The sequence below is a fragment of the Parafilimonas sp. genome, assembly GCF_047606085.1.
GTDB lineage: Bacteria > Bacteroidota > Bacteroidia > Chitinophagales > Chitinophagaceae > Parafilimonas.
The window spans coordinates 1-18630 of sequence record NZ_JASGEX010000052.1 but is presented as its reverse complement, the minus strand read 5'-3'; the positions used below and the strand labels follow the sequence as shown (position 1 = coordinate 18630).

The following is an 18630-nucleotide window of genomic DNA, read 5'->3' as shown; positions in this document are numbered from 1 at the left end:
ATTAATGACACTCAATTTCTAATTCTTTGATAATAACAATACTCATTCTTATGCGGCGTGAAGTATAATTGAGTTTGTGATGATTCACAATTAGTATTACTTCCCAACCATTAAGCCGCAGCTTTTTATCCACTTTCTTTGTTTAATTTTTAAACAGGCTCTATGCACATATTGCGGAAAAGGGATGCGGATAGTTTAAAAGCTCGCATGCCTGCTGTGTTTCACGCAATTGGCCGGCATACATAAGATTTTGGACATAAAATTGCTGTTTTATTCATCTGAGAAATGCAATTGAGGAGAGGGGTGAGATTACTAACCGGCTGCCTGCCGGTGAAAACATTATGATGAAATTACTAAGAATGCAAACTTTTTTGCATTTTTGCAATAAGGTCTCACTTAAAAAACCTGCATGAAGCATACGTTATACAAACATATACAGGAAGGGAAAACAACCGGTAAAAAGTCCTTTGCCGTGCTTGTTGATCCCGACAAAGTGAATGAGGCTACTACCGAGCAGCTTGTTTCGCTGGCCCTGGATGCTAAAGTGGATTATTTTTTTGTAGGCGGAAGCCTTGTCATTTCCCATAACCTGGATGAATGCATCAGGCAGATTAAAGTTTCCTGTTCTGTACCGGTTGTTATTTTCCCTGGCTCGCATTCGCAGATAAGCCGTTATGCCGATGCTATTTTATACCTGTCTTTAATATCCGGCCGTAATCCTGAATTATTGATAGGCCAGCATGTTATAAGCGCTCCTACCATCAAAAAAAGCGGACTTGAAGTGATGCCTACCGGATATATGGTAATTGACGGCGGCGCCCCCACTACTGTATCTTATATTTCCAATACAGCGCCTTTGCCTGCAGATAAAGCTGACATTGCCATGTGCACGGCTATGGCAGGTGAAATGCTGGGCATGAAATTAATATTTATGGATGCAGGCAGCGGCGCCAAAAACCCGGTATCAATCGCCATGATAGAAAAGGTTTCTTCGCATATTGAAGTGCCTTTAATTGTGGGCGGCGGCATAACCAATCCGGAAAAGGCCTACCTCAATTGCCGCAGCGGCGCCGACATTGTTGTGGTGGGAAACGCTATTGAAAAAGATGCTTCGCTGATTAGGGAATTAAGCGATGCCATTCATTCCGTTCCTGTACGCGTATAGCCTGAACAATATCCATACGAAAGGATTTAATTTTATAAGCAGGAAATTTATTTGCAGAAGCATCCCTTCTGCATTTTTTTAAGCCTGTTTAAACACATCCTTCATTGCCTGCCTGGCCGCATGATAACCGCACATGCCATGCACGCCGCCACCCGGCGGCGTTGAAGCGGAACAGATATATAAACCCTTTGCAGCAGTTTTATAAGGCGCCCATCTTAATGCCGGCCTTGTGAACAATTGCCTGAGCAAGGGCGCACCGCCGTTAATATCGCCGCCAATATAATTTGCATTATATGCCTGCATGGCTGCTGCATTCATTTCATGTTTGGCGAGAATGCAATCTCTAAATCCCGGTGCAAAACGTTCAATTTGCTGTTCAATAATGCCGGTCATGTTTTTTGCTGAGCCATTCGGCACATGGCAATAAGCCCAGGCCGTATGTTTACCCTGCGGCGCTCTCAATGCATCAAATAAGCTTTGCTGTGCCAGCAATACAAAAGGCTTGTCAGCATGTTTGCCATTCCAGGCAAGCGCTTCGCTTAAAGCAATTTCTTTTATTGAATTGCCGATATGCACTGTGCCTGCCTGCCTGCATTCCGGCGCAGTAAATGGTATGGGTTCGGATAAGGCAAAATCAATTTTATAAACACCCATCCCGTATTTGTAATGCATCAGTTGCTTTTCGTATAAAGCGGAAAACCGGTGCCCGGCGATCTGCAATAATTGCCCGGGCGATACATCAAACAGTACCGCATGGCTTGATGGCAATTGCTGCAAGGAAGTTACATTAACCCCGGTTTCTATTTTCCCGCCAAGCGAAATATAACAGGCAGCCAATGCATTGGCCAGTTGCTGCGAACCGCCTTTTACCAGTGGCCATCCTTTATGATGCGCCGCCATCATCAGCACCAATGCTATGGCCGATGTGGCAGCTTTTGAAAAAGGCAGCATGGAATGCGCCGCCATACCTGCGAATAAACCCCTGACTGCTTCTGTTTTAAATGTTTTGGCCAATATAGCGGCGGGTTGAAGCGCCTTCAACCCAAAACCTGCCATGATAAAAGGATGCGCAGGAAATGTAAGCGGCCCTAAAACAAAGGGCAATATCTTATCCCAATTTTTATAGAAAGGCATTACCAGTTTTTCATAAGCGCTTCCATCAATGCCTAATCCATCAATTGTTTTTTGTATGGAATGATGCAATACTGCAGCCTTGCCGTTATCAAAAGGATGTGCAGCAGCAATTGTTGGTTCAATAAAAGTTAAACCAAATTCGTGTAACGGCAAACGGCTGAAAAAAGGAGAGCCTGCCGCCATGGGATGAATGGCAGCGCATACATCATGAATAAAGCCCGGCAGCGTAAGCTCTGCAGACCGCATGCCGCCGCCAACCGTTGCTTTGGCTTCGAGCAATAATGTGGAAAGGCCCAGTTGCTGTAAAGTAATAGCCGCAGCAAAACCATTTGGGCCCGAGCCAACAATTACGGCATCAAAATCTCTTTTTGTCAAAATGGTTATTGAACTGTTTAAACTGCAAGTTAACAGCAGAATCATAAAAAGGTAATTTCTACCTTCATCTAATTATTCAGCAATGAAGTAACGGTTAATGGAAGCGACATACAGAAACTATAAACCATTTTCTTTTCCATCCGCATTCAATTCAACGCAAAGCTATTGGCTTACACGCTTTGTTATATTACGGTTGCTGGGTATAATTTATGCCATTGCATTTCTGGTTGCCATCAATCAAATCATTCCTTTAATTGGCAAAGACGGTTTGCTGCCAATAGGCAATGGTATTAAAATGATCAGCAATGCCATTGGTACAACAGAAGGTTTTATCCGGTTGCCATCCCTATTCTGGTTTAATCATTCCGATGGCATGTTGCTTTTTGTGGCATGGGCCGGCTTTATATTTTCCTGTGTTGTAGTGGCGGGCTTTGCCAATGCCATCCTGCTTTTTGTGCTTTGGTTTTTGTATATGTCGTTTGTGCATCTCGGGCAGGACTGGTATGGTTACGGCTGGGAAATACAATTGCTTGAAACCGGTTTTCTTTCCATTTTTCTCTGCCCCCTGCTCGATATGCGGCCATTTCCCAAACGGGCGCCGCCATTTCAAATCATCGTGCTGTTCCGGTGGCTCATCTTCCGCATTATGCTTGGCTCGGGTTTGATTAAAATACGTGGCGATGAAATATGGCGCAATGGCACAGCTTTATATTATCATTTCGAAACACAACCTATACCGGGGCCTTTAAGCAGGTGGTTTCATTTTCTGCCACACCGTATTTTGAAAATCGGCGTTTGGTTTAACTTTCTTGCAGAGCTTATTGCTCCCCTGTTTGCCTTCCGGCCAAGAACGGCAAGGCATATTGCCGGTGTAATTATGGTATTGCTTCAACTGAATATTTTTATCAGCGGCAACCTTTCTTTTTTAAACTGGCTTACAATCATTCCTGCATTGGCTTGTTTTGATGATGGGTTCTGGAGCAGGATATTACCACGCAAACTTGTTGCAAAAGCCAAAGCGGCAGCAGCAAACCAGGAAACATCCAAACCCATGCAAACAACGGCGTGGGTTGTTACCATTGTTGTTGTATTTCTCAGTGTAGGGCCAGTAATTAATTTGTTTTCTTCCAGGCAGGTAATGAATACTTCATTTGATCCGCTTGATCTTGTAAATACGTATGGCGCTTTTGGTACCGTTGGGCAGGAACGTTATAATGTAATTTTTGAAGGCACATGGGATGATGATTCAACTGATAAGGCCAACTGGCAACCTTATATTTATAAAGGTCTGCCTGTTGAATTAGATAAACGGCCACCGCAAATTGCGCCTTATCATTTACGGTTTGACTGGCAGATATGGTTTGCCGGCATGTCAACCGCAGATGAATACCCGTGGGTGTATAGCCTTGCCTGGAAACTGCTGCATAATGATGCCAATGCTGTTAGCCTTTTTGCCAAAAATCCTTTTAAAGATAAACCGCCAAAATATGTGCGGGCTGTTTTATATAGGTATGCTTTTGCAAAACCCGGCAATGCGCAAAAACTTTGGTGGACGAGGGAAAACCTGGGTTTGTGGCTGCCTGTTTTATCCGTAAATAATCAGCAGTTGATTGATTATTTAAAAAACGAAGGCTGGCTGAAGTGATACAGAAAGAAAAATATTCAATCCTCAATATTCAATATCTAATATCCATTTTACCAATGTTTACAATTGAACGTTCCAGCCTGTCCGGCAGCCGGGGAATATTGTGTTGTTGAATATTGAAATTTATACTTAATACATTTCAGCCCAATCAATTTTCCTTAAGTTTTTTTTCTATAAGCCAGTGGTGGCCAAACGGGTCAATTACCGTTCCCTGCCTGTAATTATACTCATAATCCTGAACAGGGCTTAGTTCCCTGGCGCCGGCAGCCACAGCGTGCTTTGCCACAGCATGCGGGTCATCAACAAACACACCCATAATTACTGTAACAGGATTTGCTGTTTCTGCATTAAGCTGGTACTGTTTCGTTGGCTCGTGAATATGAAATATAGCGTCATCGAAAGAAAGCTCGGCCACATGCACACTGCCATCATCGTTGCTCCATCGCTGTAATTCTTTTATACCAAAAGCCTGTTCATAAAATGTTATGGCAGCAGCGCAATCTTTAATAATAAGCTGCGGTGCAAAAAAAGTGGAGGATGACTTCGGCATAACACAAGGTTTTTAAAATAACGCAAAGAAATAAATGATTTAATAGCATGTTATTGCTATAGTGCGCAAGGGATAAATTAGTGAATAATATTTCTTTATCAGACCTCACCCCCAACCCTTCCCGAATGGTCGGGACAAGTTCTCCAAAGGAGAGGGGAGCTAAAACCAAACAACACAAAATCATTTTTTTACACCTTGCAGAGCATAATAATGAAAGCGATTATTTTAAAGTTACAGTTTTTACGCTAAAGCGCATCATGCAGTGTTATATGGCATTTTATTGTTACACCCGGTTCTTTAAACAATCCTTTGCAATCTTTCAAACCTTTACATGCAGTTTTAGATTAATTTTGCATCGAATTTTTTTGCATGAAGAAAACGCACATTATAGCGCTGGTGCTTATTGCCATTGCCATTGCTACATTAATAAGCTTTATGGGCAATGTTACCACGTATGAAACCATTGCTTCGGCCAGGCAAAAACCGGGAAAATTTGTAAACCTCATCGCAAAAATGGATAAAAACCAGCCGATGGATTATGATCCCGTAAAAAATCCCAACTATTTAACTTTTACCGCTTTGGATACTTTGGGAAATTCCATACAGGTGGTGTATCATAATTCCAAGCCCACCGATATGGAAAAAAGCGAAAGGCTGGTGCTGAAAGGCAAAGTGGAGAATGGCGTGTTTGAATGCAGGGAGATTTTGCTGAAATGCCCTTCAAAATATAAAGATGATGCGGAAAACAATGCTAAGAATGTAAGCGCATCTGTACAATAAACCAGCCGGTGAAGCACTGTTTGTTTTTTTATTCAAAACCTTCAGTCTTTTTAAAAATCCGGTAATAAATCACTTCTGGTAAATGAAATACAACGATGAGCATCTTTTTTATGGTGAGCTTGGGCATTTTTTAGCAGTCCTTTCTTTCGTCGCTTCGCTTATAGCCACTATTGCCTACTGGAAAGCTTCCCGAAATAAATTATTGGACGAACAGCGTGGCTGGATAAAATTTGGCCGACTCGCTTTTGCCATAGAAACCATAAGTGTGCTGGGCATTTTCCTGCTGATGTACCTTATTATTGCCAATCACTATCATGAATATTATTATTCCTGGAACCATTCATCGCGCAGCCTGGAAAAAAAATATTTGTTCGCCAGCTTCTGGGAAGGGCAGGAGGGCAGCTTCATGCTCTGGAACACCTGGCATTGCCTGCTCGGCTGGATTTTAATATGGCGCAGCAAAAAATGGGAAGCCCCGGTAATGACGGTGGTAAGTTTTGCACAGTTCTGCATTTCAACCATGCTGCTGGGCATTTATGTCGGCAGCCTGAAAATTGGCAGCAACCCTTTTGCGCTGTTAAGGCATGAATTACCTGCGCCGGTGCTTTTTCAAAATCCCGATTACCTGCAGTTCCCAAGAATCTTCGAAGGCAATGATCTCAATTCCGCCCTGCAGAATTACTGGATGGTGATACATCCGCCCATTCTTTTTCTGGGTTTTGCTTCCACCGTAGTGCCTTTTGCTTATGCAATGGGCGGGTTGATGAAGAATGACCATACCTGGGTTAAAGCCTCCATTCCCTGGGCGGCATTTTCCGGCGCTGTGCTGGGCACAGGCATCATGATGGGCGCCGCCTGGGCGTATGAAGCGTTGAATTTTGGCGGTTACTGGGCCTGGGACCCCGTGGAAAATGCATCGCTGGTACCCTGGCTGGTAATGATAGCCGGTTTGCATACCGGCATCGTTTATAAAAGCAGCGGCTATTCCCTTAAAAGCACTTATATCTTCTTTATACTTTCTTTTTGCCTGGTATTGTATTCCACCTTCTTAACGCGCAGTGGTATTTTGGGCGATACGTCGGTGCATGCTTTCACCGAACGGGATATGACAACCCAGCTTGTTGGTTTTGTACTCGTGTTTTTTATTCCTGCCATGGTTTTGTTTTTCTACAGAAGCAAATCAATGCCCGCCATAAAAAAAGAAGAAAGCACTTACAGCCGCGAGTTCTGGATGTTTATAGGCGCTTTGGTATTGTTTTTAGCCGCCATCATCATTATAGCCAAAACTTCCATTCCTGTTTACAATAAAGTATTTGGCACCAATGTGGCCATGCCGGAAGACACCCTGTTTTCGTATAACCAGGTACAGATATTCATTGCCATCATCATCGGTATTCTTACTGCGGCAACCCAGTATTTTAAATACAGGAACACCGATGCAAAAACTTTTTATAAAAAGATAGCCGTTCCAACGGTGATTGCCCTGATCATCAGCCTGTGCATCAGCTTTATCGGCAATATTAATTATACCGAAAAAGGTGCTGGTTTTATGGTGGCCATTCATGTGGCCATGTTTGCTGCAGTGTATTCGGTGGTGGCGAATGCGGCGTATATATGGATAGGTTTGAAAGGAAAGACGAAATCGGCCGGCGCTTCGGTGGCGCATATCGGTTTTGGGCTGGCGTTGGTAGGGATATTAATTTCTTCGAGCAGGCAAACTATCCTCAGTCAAAATACAACGGGGATTGCTTTGCTACCCAAGTCGAAGGACTACGATCCGCAGGAAAATGTTACGTTATTCAAAGGTATAAAAACCGACATGGGTAAGTATGATGTTACCTACTTGCGCGATACCCTGAATAATTCAAACCATAAAAGGTATTTTGAGGTGAATTTTGTGAGCAAAGATGGCAGGTATAATTTTAATATCTATCCCGACCTGATCAATAATAATAAAGGCATAGAAGGCCGTTCCGCCAATCCCGATACTAAACATTACTTCGACCGGGACATTTATGTATCAGTTTCTGCTGCGCAGGATGGCAGGCAGGACGATACCAGCCAGTTTAAACCCATTGAAATGAAACCCGGCGATTCCGCTTTTTATTCAAACGGCATTATTGTAATGAACGGCGTGGTGAAAGAACCGGATTCACTTAAACAAAAACTGCTGCCGGGAGAAGTGGGCATCGGCATGAACATGACGGTGATTTCAAAAGACGGTATGTATTATAAAGCCATGCCGGAAATTGCTTTAAAAGACAACCAGCTTCGCCAGATACCCGATACGGTAATTGCCCAAAGCCTCATCATTAAATTTAATAAGCTGACTGATCCCGCTGCCGGTAAAATTGAGCTGGGCATAAAAGAAGACCAGAGTGTTCAGGACATCATCACACTAAAGGTTTACCTTTTTCCGTTTGTAAGCCTGCTGTGGATAGGTATTATCATTATGGTGGCCGGTTTTGTTATGAGCATAGTGCAAAGGGTGCGCACCGGTCTTAAAACGACCGAACTCATAAATAAGGCTTAATAAAAAGGTTACTTTCATTTACCATGCAGCATAAAGTACGGGCAATCGTTCTATATTTACATTATGCGCACAAAAAAATATACACGGGTATTCCGCCTGTTTGCATGGTTGCTATGCACAGGTTTTGTGTTGCATGGTTTTGCCCAGGCTCAACCGCCCCCTCCACCGCCAGGCCCACCCCCCGGGCCGCCGCCGCATTTTGTAAACCGTGCCAATATCGGTATAAACGATACCATACTGGTGCTGGCCTGCGTAGAGCCCAATGGCGATACCATTCCCTGCTCCTGGCTTGAAGATGAATATGTTTTTGCCAAAATGACCCAGGCCCAGCGTAAGCGCCAGGCTGAATGGACACGTTTGCGCAATGCGGTATATGTAACATACCCTTATGCCATCAGGGCTTCAAAGGTGATGAACGAGATTAATGCGCAACTGGCGAATGTGAACGACAAAAAGAAACGCAGGGAAATTATCATGTCCCGTGAAAAAGAACTGAAAAAAGAATTCGCTGACAAGCTTACAAAGCTTTCTGTTTATCAGGGCAGGGTTTTAATGAAGCTGATCTACCGCCAGACAGGCAATAACTGTTATGAGATAATTGAAGATTATAAAGGAAAATTCAATGCAGGTTTCTGGCAAACGGTTGCCCTGATCTTTGGCTCAAACCTTCGCCAGAATTATGATCCCGCCGGCCCGGACCGTGACATGGAAATGATTGTACAGGATGTGGAAAGAATGTATGGCGTGAGGCGGGGATAGTCGCAGTTGACAGTTCGCAGCTCTGAAAAAATGATTATTGAATATTCAATGTCGTTTACTTAAGGAACGTTTGTAAAGTCCCTCTCCTTTGGAGAGGGATTTAGGGTGAGGTCAAACAAGCGTAACTAATTTTACCACTAACTATAATCCCTCTACAATTTTTCCCAACTCTTTCATTGCTTCGCCGCTTTCCCCGTATTCCACCACACGGCCGGCCTCTCTGCCATTTTTTATTACGATAAATGTGGGCACATTGGTAACATTAAATATTTTTTCAAGATTGTCCAGTGTGGTTTTATTATGGTCAACGCCAATAACAGCAATATTGCTGTCGGCATAGCCTGCAGCGTCTGCGAGGCGGTAAAACTCCGGTAAAAGATTTTGGGTGTCGGGGCACCAGGTACCACCGAAGATCAGCATGGTAAAATCGCCGGCATGCCGTTTAAAAGCGGCCACTGCATCGGTATCCGGCCTGCCGAGGTTATAGTTCTTTTTGAACCACGTAAAGGCTGTATCGTTTTCAATATCATCACGGGAGATCAGGCCTCTTAAAACTTTCCTGTTCTTAGTATCATAACTTACCTCGTAAGCATGAAAGGACGGGGGCGCCGTAGCTACCTGCTGGGCGCTGCCTGTAAAGATTATAGCCAGGCTGAATAAAGACAGGATAACTTTTTTCATGCGCCTAAATTAGCACGCAATTCCAAAAGAAAGGAACGGAATTTTGTTAAGCTTTCCACTAACTGCACCTGCATGGCTGCCTTCTTCTGGTTGTCTTTTAAATATTGCCTGGCGCCTTCCACAGAGTATTTCTGCTGCCGCAGCAGGTAATAAATGAGGCGCAGGTTTTTTACATCTTCCGGCCTGAAAAGGCGGTCGCCTTTTTTGTTCTTTCGCGGCTTGAGAATATCGAATTCATTTTCCCAAAACCGTAATAACGATGGCTTCATATTAAACCATTGCGCCACTTCGCTTATGGAATAATACTGTTTTTGAAACAATACCTCATCTGCAGGAATATCCAGCAATGCAACATCAAGGTTTATTTCCTTTAAAGATTTGCGCCCGCGCTTTGAAGGTTGTTCTGCTTTCCTGGAAAGCGGTTTTATCAGTTGAACAGATTTGGCTTTTCCTGTAAGGCCGGTATCTTCTTTGCATTGTTCGGCCTGTGCAGGTATTGGCACTTTAACAATCTTCGTGGCGGCAGGTTTTTCTTCTGCCTGTTCTTCAGCAGGCGCATTTGCCTCAACGGCTTTCTTTTGCGGTTGCCTCTTGGGGCGGATAACAGCAATCTTGTCGTTGTTGTTATTAAACAGATCTAATTGTTGCATGTTTGTAAAACTACAAATGTTTAAATGGCTTGTGTTAAAAAACAATGGAGGGATAATCGTGCGCTTTCTGATAAATCAGCCTCTTTATAACGCATAAATTTAAAATAAATTTTCTTTCCCGTAATCAAAAAGGTAGGGGTTTGCGGCGCCAGAGGCTTATCACGGATTTCTCTTTGCTGTTAAAAGATAAACGATTTGTTTTTCAGGAATTAAATTTGCTGCCATTCGAAATAAAAAATATGCAGGAACTCATTGATAAACTCATACAGGAAGCCGGCCTTACCGAGAAACAGGCATGGCAGGCTATAACGATTGTGAAAGATTTTGCGAAAAGCAAATTCCCTATGTTTGGCGGCGCCATTGAAAAAGCCTTTGCCAAACACAGCAAAAAAGAAGAGGAAGACTTTTTAGATTAAGCTTTCATTTATTTCCATATAATGTTTAATTTTTAATGGATCTGTCGCCCGGTAAAAAAATTTATTTTCTCTCCGATTTCCATCTGGGCGCGCCTGATTTTGCCTCAAGCCTGGTTAGGGAAAAAAAGATTGTTGCTTTTTTAGAAAGCGTGCGGCGTGATGCAGCAGTAATTATTATTGACGGCGATGTATTTGATTTCTGGTATGAATACAAAACCGTTGTTCCCAAGCATTTCGTGCGGCTGCTCGGCAAACTTGCAGAGATTACTGACAGCGGTATTCCCGTTATGCTGTTTGCAGGCAATCACGACATGTGGATGCGGGATTATTTTCAAACCGAACTGAACATACCCGTTTATTTTGAGCCGCGAACTTTTACCTGGAATAACAGGAAGTTTTTTGTGGGCCATGGCGATGGCCTGGGGCCCGGCGATCACGGCTATAAATTCCTGAAAAAAATCTTCAGGAATAAATGCTGCCAGTGGCTGTTCGGTCAGTTGCATCCCACCCGGGGCATGAACCTGGCCAATTATTTCAGCAGGAAAAGCCGGCAGAAAACAGGCTCAGCCGATGCGGTTTTTTTGGGTGAGGACAATGAATGGCTGGTTGTTTTTTGCAGGGAAGTGCTGGCAAAAGAGCATTTCGACTATTTCATTTTTGGCCACCGCCATTTACCTTTAACCATTAAGCTTAACGATAGTGCCGAATACATTAATCTCGGTGACTGGATAACGCATTTTACCTATGCTGTATTCGATGGCAATGCGGTTGAATTAAAAAAATGGGAAGATTAATTTCCAGCAAAGCCTTCCGGTAGTTTTTCGCACGGAGCAAAAGCGTAAACAGAGAATCATATATCGCTGCTGGCGCTGCGGCACTTCTTCGTAATTTTGCAACACTACAAACCCGGGCTATCGTCCCGATCTTATCGGGAAGGAAAGTCCGGACAGCACAGGGCAGCCCACCATGTGTTAAACATGGCTTTCCCTATAGGCGGGGAAAAGAGAAAGTGCCACAGAAAATAACAGCCTCATCCCGGCCCTCTCCAGAGGAAAGGGAACCGGCAAGGCTACGGTGAAAATGTGAGGTAAAGGCTCACGTTCTGTTGCAGCAATGCAACAGAAGGGTAAACCTTGGGCGCTGCAATGCCACGTAAAGAAGCTGTAGGGCGGCCCGCTCTGCTTCAGGGTAGGCAGCACAGATAAATGATAGCTTAAAACAGAATCCGGCTTACGGGGTTTGTAGTTTTTTAAAGGCCGCCGGGCGACATACTGGTGTACCTTCCTCACCGGCAGACATTTCCCTGTGAGAAAAATATTTTGCATGGGCGTTTCATGTAACTTCATATAGCATTATATTCACCTGTCAGGTTATGGCAGCGATGATTAAAATTTAAAATACACAAAAACCAAACTTTCAAATAACCATGCTATTTAACTCACCTGGATTTCCCATGAAAAGAATCATTCCTGTTTGCTTACTGCTTCTTGCAACCCATCTTCTTTCTGCTCAAAACATTCCTTCGCCGCAACAATTTTTGGGCTATGAACCGGGCGATCATTTCACGCCCTGCTATAAAATAGACAGTTATTGTAATGCAGTTGCACAGGCTTCGCCCTCAACCGTTAAAACACTTAAATACGGCCAAACAAACGAAGGCCGCGATTTAATGGTGGCCTTTATTTCTTCCGCACAAAACATCGGGAACCTGGAAAACATAAGGCAGAATAACCTGAGGCTTGCCGGTATGCTGAAAGACAATACGCCTGCCGATGTAAATATGCCCGCTATAGTTTGGCTTAGCTACAATGTGCATGGCAACGAGCCTTCCGGCAGCGAAGCGGCCATGAAAGTTTTATATGCGCTGGCGGATCCATCCAACACGCAAACAAAAGAATGGCTGCAGCACGTGGTGGTGATCATTGATCCGATACAAAACCCTGATGGCCGCGACCGCTATATAAACTGGTATAACAACGCAGCAGGCAAACATTTTAATGCCGACCCGCAAAGCCGTGAACATGATGAGCCCTGGCCTTATGGCAGAACCAATCATTACAATTTCGATCTTAACCGCGATTGGGCATGGCAAACGCAAATTGAATCGCAGCAGAAAGTAAAATTGTATAACCAGTGGCTGCCTGAAGTGCATGTGGACCTGCATGAACAGGGGTATAATGCACCTTACTATTTTGCGCCTGCAGCACAACCCTTTCACGAAGTGGTTACGCAATGGCAAAGAGATTTCCAGGTAACGGTTGGCAAGAACAATGCAAGGTATTTTGATACCAACGGCTGGCTGTATTTCACCAGGCAGATATTCGATCTGTTCTATCCTTCTTATGGCGACACTTATCCTATCTACAATGGCGCTATTGGCATGACGTATGAGCAGGGCGGCATTGGCGCCGGCCTCGGCGTAAAAACAAGAAGTGGCGATACACTTACATTAACCGACAGGCTCATGCATCACTACACAACAAGCCTGTCAACCATTGAAGTGGCTTCAAACAATGCAAAGCAGCTCGTTGCTGAATTTAAAAAATATTTTGACAATAACAGGAATGGCGTTGACCTGGAGAATGTAACGTATGTGCTTACTTCATCAGACCAGAATAAAATTGAGGCAGTAAGAAAGCTGCTTGATAATAACGGCATCAGTTATGGCATAGCCAATGCAGCCTTCATCGGTTATAATTATTTCGATAATAAAACAGAAGCGTTTAAGAATGCGGGTTATCAAATTGCGGTAAATACCCTGCAGCCCAGGGGGCGCATGGTAAAAGTGCTGTTTGAAAAAGAAAGCAAGCTGGTTGATTCTGCCACGTACGATATTACTGCATGGAGCATTCCTTATGTTTTTGGGGTGAACGCATGGGCCACAAAAGACAGGGTTTCATTAGGCGCTTACACATTGCCAACAGCGGTTACGCCGGTGCAAAGCAATTATGGCGTGCTCATTCCATATAGTTCCATCAATGCATCAAAAGTGCTGGCTGCTTTGTTATTGCAAGGCATACATGTACGTTACTCCGGGGATGATTTTACGTACAATGGAAAGGTTTTTAATAAAGGCACGCTTATCGTTTTAAAAGGTAATAACCAGCCAAACTGGCTTGACGCAGTGAATGCCGCCTGCAGCGCCTGGAATGTGCAGCCTTATACGGTGCAAACAGGCTTTATGGATGCCGGCGCTGATTTCGGTTCATCCGATGTGCATTTTATAAAAGCGCCGAAGGTGGCCCTGCTTACCGGTAAAAATGTTTCGCATATAGCTGCGGGTGAAGTATGGAGTTATTTTGATAATGAATTGAATTATCCGGTAACCCAGTTAATGGCAGAAGATATTGGTGAGATCAATCTTTCCGGCTATGATGTTTTGATCATGCCCGATGGCGGTTATGACGTGTTTGATGATAAAGCAAACGCATCAAAGCTGGAAGACTTTGTAAAGGGTGGCGGTAAGCTTATTGCTACGGAAAGCGGCGCTGAAAAATTGGCTGGTCTCGGCTGGAGCGGCTTAAAGCTCATAGAAGACACAGCGCAGTCTTCAGACAGCATTATACAAAAAAGTTACGGCGCTTCAGAGCGCGATTTTCTTACGTCGTTCATTCCCGGCGCTATTTATAAGGTACAGTTAGATAATACGCATCCTGTAGCGTACGGGTATCCTGGTTTTTACTATACGCTAAAACAGGACGCCCGGGTTTACGGGTCAATCAAGGGCGGCTGGAATATAGGCATATTCCCTTCAGATGCTTATGTGGCAGGCTTTGTGGGCAGCAAATTAAAATCGAAACTGAAGCAGGGTGTCGCCATTGGCGAAAAACATGTTGGCCGCGGCGATATTATTTTTTTTAATGATGATATCTTATTCCGCCAGTTTTGGCAAAACGGAAAAATGCTTTTTGCCAATGCCGTGTTCTTAGCCGGCAATTAACCGGATGCCGGCGGTTTTCCTTAACCTTGTGGCAATGGTGAAAAATAAAAAAGCTGCACCTGGTTTAAGAAGCTGTAAAATAATGGGTGAACTGTAAACTTATAAAGAAACCTGCCGCATAGCCTGCTGCATATCTTCTATTATATCATTTGCATCTTCAATGCCCACAGACAGCCTTAAGAGGTTATCTTTTATGCCAATGGCAAGGCGCTCTTCTTTTGAAAGATACCGGTGCGAAGTAACCGCCGGCGCGCACATAAGGCTTTCCACGCCGCCAAGGCTTAATGCAGGCCTTACCAGTTGAAGCTTTTGCTGAAATGCAGTAATGCTTTCAACCCCCGTTTTTAATTCAAATGACAACATGCCGCCAAAGCCGCTCATCTGCTGTTTAGCTATATTATGCTGCGGATGTGCGCTTAGCCCGGGATAATACACGCTTTCCACGCTGGCATGGCCTTTTAAATATTCAGCTATAACGAATGCATTCCCGTTTTGTTTTTTTATGCGCAGCGACAGTGTTTTCAGGCTTCTTTCGGCCAGGTAGCATTCATACGGCGTTAATGAGCCGCCATACATTTTGGCCGTATCAAAGATCACTTCTTTATTATCATGGCTGCCTGAAACCAATGCACCGTAAGGCAGGTCGTTATGGCCACCCAGATATTTCGTTCCGCTATGCACCACAATATCAAACCCGTGCAAAAGCGGTAATTGATTAATGGGGGAAGCAAATGTGTTGTCTATAATAGTAATAATATTATTTGTTTTTGCAACATCGGCAATTTCTTCAAGCGGAAGTATGTTTAATAAGGGATTGGATGGCGTTTCTATATACATGATCTTCGTATTGCTGCGGATAAGATTTTTAAAGCCTTCAACATCTCCCGCAAAGCTGCATGCAATGCCGCGCTTTGGCAATTCTTCATTAGCGAATTTTAAAGTGCCGCCATACAGGTCTTTTGAGAAAATAATGTGCGCTCCGTTATTCAAAAAACTAAGTATGGCAGTGCTTATAGCCGCCATGCCGGAGCTGAAGACCATACCCCAGGTGCCCTGTTCCATGTTACAGATAATCTGCCCCAGCCTTTGCTGGTTATAGGTTGAATAAAAACCAGGGTATTGCAGGTTGTCGTGGCCTATATATTCATACGAAACGGCAGGCTGAATGCCCGCAGTAACTGCACTGTTGTATAATTCGCTTTTAAGCGGATGAACACAGCCTGTATCAAAATTTTTCATGTCCAAAACTAATCAAGTATAATCGAAAGCGTGTACCTGATTAAATATTGTAGGTAATATTTTAAGCTATTAATGCCCTGTAAAATTTTCTTTGTTATTGAGCCATGAATGAGAAGAACAACAGCAGTTGTAATCCGGAAATTTGTTTTTTATGCAGGTATTGCCTGAAAGAATGGATGCCTTCGATAGAGCAGTTTAAAACAACGCTGCGTATAAAAAAAGGAGAACAACTATTTAAGGAAGGCGATGCGGTAAAAGGCATATTTTTTTTGGAGGAAGGCAAATTAAAAGTGCATAAATCGTGGGGTGAAGACCGGCAAATGGTAATTCGTTTTGCAAAAGCAGGCGATGTAATAGGCCACAGAGGATTGGGCAATGATACCGTTTACCCTGTTACAGCCACTGCACTGGAAGATGCAACCGCCTGTTTTATAGAGCGCAGCTTCTTCCTGCGCTCTGTACAGGTAAATCCCTGCCCTGCAGCTAATGATATTTTATGCTGATGAACTGCAGGATGCGGAAAAAAGGATACGCGACCTTGCCCTGATGGATGTAAGGGGCCGCATAGCTGATACGTTCTTAATGCTGCAAAAAAAGTTTGGCGCAGATGAAGAAGGGTTTATTACTGTAGTGCTTACCCGGCAGGATACAGCTTCCTTTGCAGGCACTATCTACGAAACATTTTTCAGGATAACTGATGAATTTGTAAAACAAAAAATCATTCGTTATGCAGGAAAAAGGGTGAAAATACTGAAGCCTTCAAAGCCTGAAGCATATTCGAAGATGTAGCATGCATATTACACACGCATTGTTTTTAATGCATCTGTCCACCGGTTTAATTCTTTAATCATGGCTTCTGCAGATTTTATAATTGCTTCATCCGGCACAAACAGTTCTTCATCATTAATATATTTTGTAAAGAACGGGATACTTACCTGGCCGGGAAGCGGCATCATATTAAGCGTTGTAAGAACCTGCTTCAGCATTTGAGTTGCCCGCAAGCCGCCTGAAATCCCGCCATAACTTACAATCCCGGCAGGTTTATATTTCCATTCATTAAATAAATAATCAAGTGCATTTTTTACAGGAGCAGGAAACCCAAAATTGTATTCTCCCAACACAATGATAAAGCCGTCTGCTGACTGTATCTGTGCGCTCCATTTCTTTGTATGCTCATGCACATATTGCTGCAGGCGCGGATGATTGGGCTCATCCATTAACGGTAAATTTATTTCAGCAAGATCCAATAGTTCTACATTGAAGATATTGGCCCGGCGGGCAAATTCAAACATCCAGTTGGCAATAGCAATCCCCTTTCTTCCTTTTCTTGTTGTTGAAGTGATGATTTTTATTGTATGCATATTGTTTTATATTTTAAACCGGTTTATATATTTTTTATTCCCGCGTTAAAAATAGTATATGTATGCCTGCATGGTGAATATTCTTATAATAATGTTGCAGTAAACAAAAAGCCGCTTCATAATAGAAACGGCTTTTATTTTAATGGGGTATCTTCAGTTTCCAACCCGGCTTAATAAGGTCAGGGTTCGAGATCACATCTTTATTGGCTTCATAAATTTTCTGCCAGCTTACGCCAAACTGCTTACCGATTTTTGAAAGGTTATCGCCAGGCTGCACTTCATATTCTTCCGCGGCAGCTTCATCGGTTGTAATATTTAAAACCAGATCGCCTGCGCGGTAGTCGGGATCAATTTTATTATAAATATCCCATAACTGTTTCTTCACAGCCTCTGATGGCGCCTTGCCATCTATGTATAAAACATTATCCTGCTCCCTCACCTGCAGGCCTGTTACGCCTGCTGTTTGGGCTGCGGTTATCAGTTCATTATATTTATCCTGTAATGCCATAGTGTAGGTTTTATTCAATGGTTAATTTATTGTCTATTTTTTTGGGTTTAAGCGCATGCAGCTTTATCATTAATGCCTGCAGGTCGGTCCTTTTAATTTTGCCGGTAAGCGTAACAATGCCATCGTTGATAGCTGCTGTAACGCCATTATAACCGGAGATAACGCCATCCACTGCGGTTTTTAAAGAATCGTCCGGCGATATTTGAACGGTGGCCGTTGGCGGGGTTGGCGGCGTAACGGTAACCGTGCTTTTTACTTCTTTTACACCCTTTACCGGCTTAACTGCATCTGTTGCGGATGCATCGCAGCCATCTGTTTCGCAACTGCCTGTAAGCGTTACCACGCCATCGGCCACAGTGGCTGTGATGCCGGTATAGCCCGGGTTTTCAGCAAGCTTATCGTTTACAGCCTTTTGTATGTCGGCATCTTTAGGGCTGCACGATGCAAATAAAATACCTGCGGCCATAACCAATGCAGGCCACCTGAACTTTAAATTTTTCATAATGAGATTTTGAAGTTAAAAATTACGAGCACAATTGTTGATAGAAAGTGTTATTAATGGCAATCCGGAATAAACCTTTTAAAAATCATGCCAGAGTATCCCCGGCGGCTCCCTCATAGGGCCTGCACTGTCATATATAATCTTGCCGTTTCCCCGGAATAACGTAATGCTTATAACGGTTTGTAAACAGCACTGCTGCATTATATCTTCCGGAAAAAGAGCCGCAGGCATTAAATGCGGGAACCTTATCAATTCAATATTAAAATACATTATTGTCCGGATAACTTGGGCTAAAGCCCATTGTGCAAGGGTTTCAGATATATAACCCCGGGCTTAAGCCTGGGGTTAGTAAAAAGCAGGCCCATAAAGGGCTTTAGCCCAAGAGAAAATAT

Annotated in this window: 18 protein-coding genes and 1 other RNA gene; 11 read left to right on the top strand and 8 right to left on the bottom strand. The window is 43.5% G+C overall.

The window, feature by feature from the left end; genetic code table 11:
- The first annotated feature begins 409 nt into the window (after positions 1-409).
- The gene (locus QM629_RS04300; protein ID WP_415157543.1) at positions 410-1165 is read left to right on the top strand and encodes a geranylgeranylglyceryl/heptaprenylglyceryl phosphate synthase; all 756 of its coding nucleotides are present in this window, start codon (positions 410-412) and stop codon (positions 1163-1165) included.
- A gap of 78 nt (positions 1166-1243) precedes the next feature.
- Here QM629_RS04300 and QM629_RS04295 read toward each other — a convergent pair whose 3' ends face one another.
- A complete protein-coding gene (locus tag QM629_RS04295; RefSeq protein ID WP_415157541.1) occupies positions 1244-2674 on the bottom strand; it encodes a phytoene desaturase family protein in 1431 nt (476 codons plus the stop codon).
- Between the two features lie 97 nt (positions 2675-2771).
- Here QM629_RS04295 and QM629_RS04290 point away from each other — a divergent pair, with 97 nt between their 5' ends.
- Entirely contained in the window at positions 2772-4319 is a 1548-nt protein-coding gene (locus QM629_RS04290; protein ID WP_415157539.1) for a lipase maturation factor family protein, read from the top strand.
- Between the two features lie 148 nt (positions 4320-4467).
- Here QM629_RS04290 and QM629_RS04285 read toward each other — a convergent pair whose 3' ends face one another.
- Positions 4468-4869 (bottom strand): VOC family protein, encoded by a 402-nt coding sequence (locus tag QM629_RS04285; protein WP_415157537.1) that lies wholly within the window; start codon positions 4867-4869, stop codon positions 4468-4470.
- A 369-nt stretch (positions 4870-5238) separates the two neighbouring features.
- Here QM629_RS04285 and QM629_RS04280 point away from each other — a divergent pair, with 369 nt between their 5' ends.
- The 3 genes from QM629_RS04280 (at position 5239) to QM629_RS04270 (ending at position 8941) form a co-directional block, all read left to right on the top strand.
- Positions 5239-5649, top strand: a complete 411-nt coding sequence (locus tag QM629_RS04280; RefSeq protein ID WP_415157536.1) for a cytochrome c maturation protein CcmE — start codon at positions 5239-5241, stop codon at positions 5647-5649.
- 82 nt (positions 5650-5731) lie between these two features.
- Entirely contained in the window at positions 5732-8182 is a 2451-nt protein-coding gene (gene ccsA, locus QM629_RS04275; RefSeq protein WP_415157535.1) for a cytochrome c biogenesis protein CcsA, read from the top strand.
- A 63-nt stretch (positions 8183-8245) separates the two neighbouring features.
- Positions 8246-8941 carry a DUF4294 domain-containing protein gene (locus QM629_RS04270; protein WP_415157533.1) on the top strand — a complete coding sequence of 232 codons (696 nt, stop codon included), beginning with the start codon at positions 8246-8248 and terminating at the stop codon, positions 8939-8941.
- A 141-nt stretch (positions 8942-9082) separates the two neighbouring features.
- Here the strand turns inward: QM629_RS04270 and QM629_RS04265 are convergent, their stop codons facing one another.
- Positions 9083-9622: a TlpA family protein disulfide reductase gene (locus tag QM629_RS04265; protein ID WP_415157531.1), complete on the bottom strand. Its 540-nt coding sequence runs from the start codon at positions 9620-9622 to the stop codon at positions 9083-9085.
- On the bottom strand, positions 9619-10272 hold the full coding sequence (locus QM629_RS04260; protein ID WP_415157529.1) for a MerR family transcriptional regulator: 654 nt from the start codon (positions 10270-10272) through the stop codon (positions 9619-9621). Before QM629_RS04260 ends, QM629_RS04265 begins: the two co-directional genes overlap by 4 nt.
- A 239-nt stretch (positions 10273-10511) precedes the next feature.
- Between QM629_RS04260 and QM629_RS04255 the strand changes: the two genes are divergently transcribed.
- From QM629_RS04255 to QM629_RS04240, 4 genes are all read left to right on the top strand, one after another.
- Positions 10512-10688 (top strand): hypothetical protein, encoded by a 177-nt coding sequence (locus QM629_RS04255; protein ID WP_415157527.1) that lies wholly within the window; start codon positions 10512-10514, stop codon positions 10686-10688.
- Between the two features lie 35 nt (positions 10689-10723).
- Positions 10724-11482 (top strand): UDP-2,3-diacylglucosamine diphosphatase, encoded by a 759-nt coding sequence (locus QM629_RS04250; protein WP_415157525.1) that lies wholly within the window; start codon positions 10724-10726, stop codon positions 11480-11482.
- Between the two features lie 104 nt (positions 11483-11586).
- Positions 11587-11937, top strand: an RNA gene (rnpB, locus tag QM629_RS04245) — RNase P RNA component class A.
- A gap of 204 nt (positions 11938-12141) precedes the next feature.
- Positions 12142-14628: a M14 family metallopeptidase gene (locus QM629_RS04240; RefSeq protein ID WP_415157523.1), complete on the top strand. Its 2487-nt coding sequence runs from the start codon at positions 12142-12144 to the stop codon at positions 14626-14628.
- A 99-nt stretch (positions 14629-14727) separates the two neighbouring features.
- Here the strand turns inward: QM629_RS04240 and QM629_RS04235 are convergent, their stop codons facing one another.
- Complete coding sequence (locus QM629_RS04235) at positions 14728-15867, bottom strand: trans-sulfuration enzyme family protein (RefSeq protein WP_415157521.1); 1140 nt, start codon at positions 15865-15867, stop codon at positions 14728-14730.
- Between the two features lie 104 nt (positions 15868-15971).
- On the opposite strand from QM629_RS04235, the gene QM629_RS04230 reads away from it, so the two are divergent.
- Together QM629_RS04230 and QM629_RS04225 are read left to right on the top strand one after the other, a co-directional pair.
- The gene (locus tag QM629_RS04230; RefSeq protein WP_415157519.1) at positions 15972-16370 is read left to right on the top strand and encodes a cyclic nucleotide-binding domain-containing protein; all 399 of its coding nucleotides are present in this window, start codon (positions 15972-15974) and stop codon (positions 16368-16370) included.
- Complete coding sequence (locus QM629_RS04225) at positions 16354-16656, top strand: Crp/Fnr family transcriptional regulator (protein WP_415157517.1); 303 nt, start codon at positions 16354-16356, stop codon at positions 16654-16656. The genes QM629_RS04230 and QM629_RS04225 overlap by 17 nt, the downstream gene beginning before the upstream one ends.
- A gap of 8 nt (positions 16657-16664) precedes the next feature.
- Here QM629_RS04225 and QM629_RS04220 read toward each other — a convergent pair whose 3' ends face one another.
- The 3 genes from QM629_RS04220 to QM629_RS04210 form a co-directional block, all read right to left on the bottom strand.
- Complete coding sequence (locus QM629_RS04220; RefSeq protein ID WP_415157515.1) at positions 16665-17228, bottom strand: NADPH-dependent FMN reductase; 564 nt, start codon at positions 17226-17228, stop codon at positions 16665-16667.
- A gap of 139 nt (positions 17229-17367) precedes the next feature.
- Positions 17368-17736 carry a LysM peptidoglycan-binding domain-containing protein gene (locus tag QM629_RS04215; RefSeq protein WP_415157513.1) on the bottom strand — a complete coding sequence of 123 codons (369 nt, stop codon included), beginning with the start codon at positions 17734-17736 and terminating at the stop codon, positions 17368-17370.
- Positions 17737-17746: 10 nt separating this feature from the next.
- Positions 17747-18238, bottom strand: coding sequence for a BON domain-containing protein (locus QM629_RS04210; RefSeq protein WP_415157511.1), 492 nt, complete (start codon positions 18236-18238; stop codon positions 17747-17749).
- Between the last annotated feature and the right edge of the window lie 392 nt (positions 18239-18630).